At 58.2% G+C, this 3,931-nt stretch carries 6 protein-coding genes and 1 pseudogene; 4 read left to right on the top strand and 3 right to left on the bottom strand.

The window, feature by feature from the left end:
• The coding region (locus CLM60_RS20010) for a hypothetical protein (protein WP_095590921.1) at positions 1-834 on the bottom strand (834 nt) is incomplete at its 3' end.
• 236 nt (positions 835-1,070) lie between these two features.
• Positions 1,071-1,724 carry a hypothetical protein gene (locus CLM60_RS20005; RefSeq protein WP_176473764.1) on the bottom strand — a complete coding sequence of 218 codons (654 nt, stop codon included), beginning with the start codon at positions 1,722-1,724 and terminating at the stop codon, positions 1,071-1,073.
• 473 nt (positions 1,725-2,197) lie between these two features.
• On the opposite strand from CLM60_RS20005, the gene CLM60_RS20000 reads away from it, so the two are divergent.
• Positions 2,198-2,440 carry a type II toxin-antitoxin system ParD family antitoxin gene (locus CLM60_RS20000; RefSeq protein ID WP_095590923.1) on the top strand — a complete coding sequence of 81 codons (243 nt, stop codon included), beginning with the start codon at positions 2,198-2,200 and terminating at the stop codon, positions 2,438-2,440.
• Positions 2,441-2,445: 5 nt separating this feature from the next.
• On the top strand, positions 2,446-2,766 hold the full coding sequence (locus CLM60_RS19995; protein WP_017468227.1) for a type II toxin-antitoxin system RelE/ParE family toxin: 321 nt from the start codon (positions 2,446-2,448) through the stop codon (positions 2,764-2,766).
• A gap of 14 nt (positions 2,767-2,780) precedes the next feature.
• On the opposite strand, the gene CLM60_RS19990 is transcribed toward CLM60_RS19995, so the two are convergent.
• Positions 2,781-3,008: a hypothetical protein gene (locus CLM60_RS19990; RefSeq protein WP_095590924.1), complete on the bottom strand. Its 228-nt coding sequence runs from the start codon at positions 3,006-3,008 to the stop codon at positions 2,781-2,783.
• Between the two features lie 245 nt (positions 3,009-3,253).
• On the opposite strand from CLM60_RS19990, the gene CLM60_RS19985 reads away from it, so the two are divergent.
• On the top strand, positions 3,254-3,580 hold the full coding sequence (locus CLM60_RS19985) for a hypothetical protein (RefSeq protein WP_095590916.1): 327 nt from the start codon (positions 3,254-3,256) through the stop codon (positions 3,578-3,580).
• Positions 3,537-3,931: pseudogene (locus CLM60_RS21105) on the top strand (lytic transglycosylase domain-containing protein); the annotation flags it as partial. The gene CLM60_RS19985 and the pseudogene CLM60_RS21105, both read left to right, overlap by 44 nt.

Here is a 3,931-nt window from a genome sequence, read left to right as displayed (position 1 = left end):
AATCTCGCCTGCCAGCACCGCTCGTCCGTGCACCGCCAAGGTTGCTGAAAACCTCTGGCACCCAAACCTGCGGATCACATCGAGTACCCGCGCTTCGTAGGCAGCGTGTCCGATCAAGCGACACAAGTCGGACGCGTGGAACTGGCGGTTCGCAGTAGGTGCGGCTTGCATCTGTCTCAGCAATTCGCGCTCTTTGGGGTCCGTTATTGGTCTCGCGGGCGGCTTGACCGCGGGACGAGATGGAGTTCCCGACGAATTCCGCCATCGGCGCATGAAGCCAAGCAGGAAGCCGGCCGGCACCTTCCCGTTGCCTCGGGACCGGTTGAAGGCGTGGAAGCGATCCCAGATGACCTGGGTGTCAACGTTCCAGCAGGGCAGCGTGGCCTTCGCTGCCTTGATGAGCTCTGCCCAACTGGTCTGAAAAACGTTCGAACTCGCGGTGATGTCGATCAGTCCTGAGAAGATAGTTTTGTTATTATTATCTCTAGATAGTGATGTGTCGCCTTCACCTGACACGAGATCATGGGTTTCACTCTCCTTGTCGAAGGCGGAAAACCGAAAGATCCAGGGCGCGAACTTGCCATTCGGCTTTGCCCGCTCGAGCTGCAACTCCGACGTCTCAAGTTCGCTCAAAAGAACCGAAAGATACTGCCGTGAGACACCCATCTTTTCCGCAAGGGCCGAGAGGGTGAAGGCTGCCGTTCCGCGCGCCAAACCGTTGTAGCCATCCTTCCAGGCGATGGCATCGAGGATAAGGGTGGCAAGCTTGTGCGCTGCAACAGAGAGATTTGTCTGCGTGATCCGTCGCAGGATCAGGCCGGTCGTAGGTTCCATGGTCGAGGTCTCCTTGGAGATCCGACGCCATGTCGTGAGACAACAACATTCTTGCCAGCAAAACAACTTTGCTGGTTGCGGGTGTCTTAGCCGTGCGCTAGGAAACTCTTGTTCACGGAGTTTTCTTGCACGGCGTCAGGCTTCACGGTCTGGCGTCGTCTCCTTTTCGGGGGTTTTGCACAGCCTTTCGTGCGGGGTTGTGATGACGCGCGCGGCAAGACCGCGAGCAGATTTTGTCAGTAGCGAACTTCTTCAGAACCATAGTTCCCGGCGTGATCACGCCAGTCGACGAAGACGGAGCGGTAGAAGTAGCTGCCACATCCATTCGGGATGCTCAGGCCAGATGCAGCCGGCACCTGGCCCACGTTGGATCTTGTCCATCGGTAATCGCCTTGCACGCCGTAGGACCCCAATCGCGTGGAGTCGCTGCGATTGCAGTCACCATCTCGGTTTTCGTGCTGGCGGTACTGAATGTGATAGACGCGAATGCTGCGCACGAAATCAAAGGCGTCGCCTGAGATGTCGATGTCGGCTTGTTCATCCGCCTGGACGCGAACAAGGGGTATCGGAGTCGATACCTGCGGTTCGGGCGGATCGCGAAACGTGATGTCATAAAGGCGTTCCATAGCCGACAACGGACTTGGTTCGTTGAACGACACACCCATCGGACACCGCCAGATTTGTAGGGGCGGCTCGATCGGCCATGGCGTGATCCGCCGAATGAAGACCGCTCTGGCATGGGCGCAGGGCGCGGAGGCAGGCCAGCCGCCCGCAAGGCAGAGGAGGATCGCACAGTCCACTTGATAGGCCTGAGCCGGCCCTGACGAGGCCATTAGTCCGGATATGCTTATTGCCGTGGCTGTGGCCACGCCGTGGATCACGTGCTTCATGATGCCGACTCCATCTATAATGGTGCAGCGATACGAAACAACATTACCGATAGCAAGGCGATTTGATTGATGTCGACTTGCGATTGTTCGCTTGTGTCGCGTGACGGCTTCCAAGATCTGATGACGGTTTGGGCTCTTGAGGCGTCCTGGAAGCGGCCAAAATTGCGGCCCCCTTTCACGTCCATTGCCAAACAAACATTTGCGAAGAAAGGAAAATGTGGTGTTTCCATGCGGCCACGAAAGCGGTCACGGAAGAACAGACCGCATGAGCCCGTCAAACGGCGTGTCGCAGCGCCCATGGTCCCGGGAAGGGCAGTGTCGGAAAACTGTAGGGCTTGGTTCCCGGGCTGGAATCCGGGAACGGAAGGGCGGGTGGAGCAACGATCCTGTGTTGTGGCCTATGTTGGGATCGAACATGCGCTTGAAGATTTATGGCAGTATCTGATACGATTGAGCATGGATAGGAGAGTCTGATGCCAAACGTCCACCTGACCGAACCGATGCAGAAATATGTGCAGGCGCAGATCGAGTCCGGCGCTTACGCCAATCTGAGCGAAGTCGTGCGCGCCGGGGTCAGGATGCTGATGGAGCGGGATGGCGCGCGGCAGTTCTATGCCCTCAAGGCCGATCTCGAGATGGCAGCCACCCTGGCCGAGAATGGGGATTTCGCCGAGTTCGATGCCCAAGCCTTCGAACCGGATGCGTTTGATCGCTGACCCGAATGACGATTCGGCTTTCCGGACAGGCCAAGTCCGACCTTGAAGAGATACGCACCTACACCGTCGAAACATGGGGCAGGGACCAATGGCTCGTCTATTACCGCCAGTTGGTCACCGCCTTCGAGCGGATCACTGGGGATCCCGACGCGGGCCGGGACAGGAGTCTCTTTGTCCCGGGGATGCGGTCCGTCAATTGCCAGCGACACGTGATCTTCTACAAGCGGCTCGATGCGGCGGATGGCGCGGCAGTCATCCTGCGCATCGTGCATCAGCGCCGCAACATGCCCGCACTCGTCTACTACGAGGATCTCGACGGCGGTTAAGCCCATGCGGTTGCTCAGTCCAATAGCTCGACCAGTCTTCCATAGTCTTCACTGACCTCGCGCGCCTCCTGAAACGCCCGTTGGCGCTCGGCATCAAGACAGCGGAAGTATTCCTGAATGTCGGCAATGTAGCCCTCGAAATCAGAACGCAGCAGATCGGCATAGGCACGAATGTCTTCTCGCGACTGAGGCAAGAACGGTCGCTCGGGAGGTAAGCAATCCGAAGCCGCGGCTATCGGCATGCTTCCAAGCAGGAGCGCGAACAGCAACGGTGCGTTGCGCGCAATAAACAAGCGCAGGGCAAAACTCCTTTGCCGCCTTTAAGATTATCATTCTGTCGGCTATCACCGTTATCGGAGCAAGGCGAACTTCGTCAACACGTTATTATTGTCTTGCTATCATTAATGTTGTTTTGTATCGCTCACGGTGTTGCGACCCCGTGGGCCTGATACTGCACCCAGGCAGAACAAGGACCCAAGGGAAGGCCATGATAGAAGAAGCCCCGAATGTGGTTACAGAAGGCGGACTGCGCGGCTTGCTCGCCGAGGGCTACCTCATTGAGGTGGTCTGCAAGGAGAGAGCAGAGAAGCGCCATAACAGTTGGTACGGCTCGTGGGTCATCCGCGCCGTCGCCACTGATGGGCGTGACGATAAGATGCTCGTCACCAGCCGAAGCGTCCTCAAGCTCCGCGACTTCAAAACCATCGTTGGCCTTGTCAGTTTCTTGGCCGACATGGGCTGTACGACCGCTAGCATCCCACTTGAAGAAGGTGGCCGCGAGCGCCACGCCGCGCCTCCGGTCAAAGGCAGCTGACCGCGCGACTGCGCTCGTCGTTGCTTTGGGTACAGGCGTTTGTTCCGCGCCCCCGGCCCTGGCCGACGGTTTCATCTTTTCGGTTGGCCCAGACGGCCAATTGATTTCCTCTTCTCAAGAGGCAAACGGGCGCCTTTTTCTCTTCGCAGAACCTCGCGTTCCTGACGCAACGAGCGAGACAGCGATCCCGGCTCGATCCGCCGCCCGCGCCACCCCAGAAATCCTCCATGCGATCGAGACCACGGCTCTGCGGTATGCCGGGCATGGTGCGCTGCGTCGCGCAGGGCTTTCAGTCACTGATTGGGCGCTCCTTTACCGGGCCAATATCGAAGTCGAGAGCGCATACAATCC

The organism is Actibacterium ureilyticum, from assembly GCF_002285435.1.
GTDB classification, from domain to species: domain Bacteria; phylum Pseudomonadota; class Alphaproteobacteria; order Rhodobacterales; family Rhodobacteraceae; genus Actibacterium_C; species Actibacterium_C ureilyticum.
Note: the sequence above shows the minus strand (reverse complement) of the source record. Positions and strands in the feature narration are given on the sequence as shown.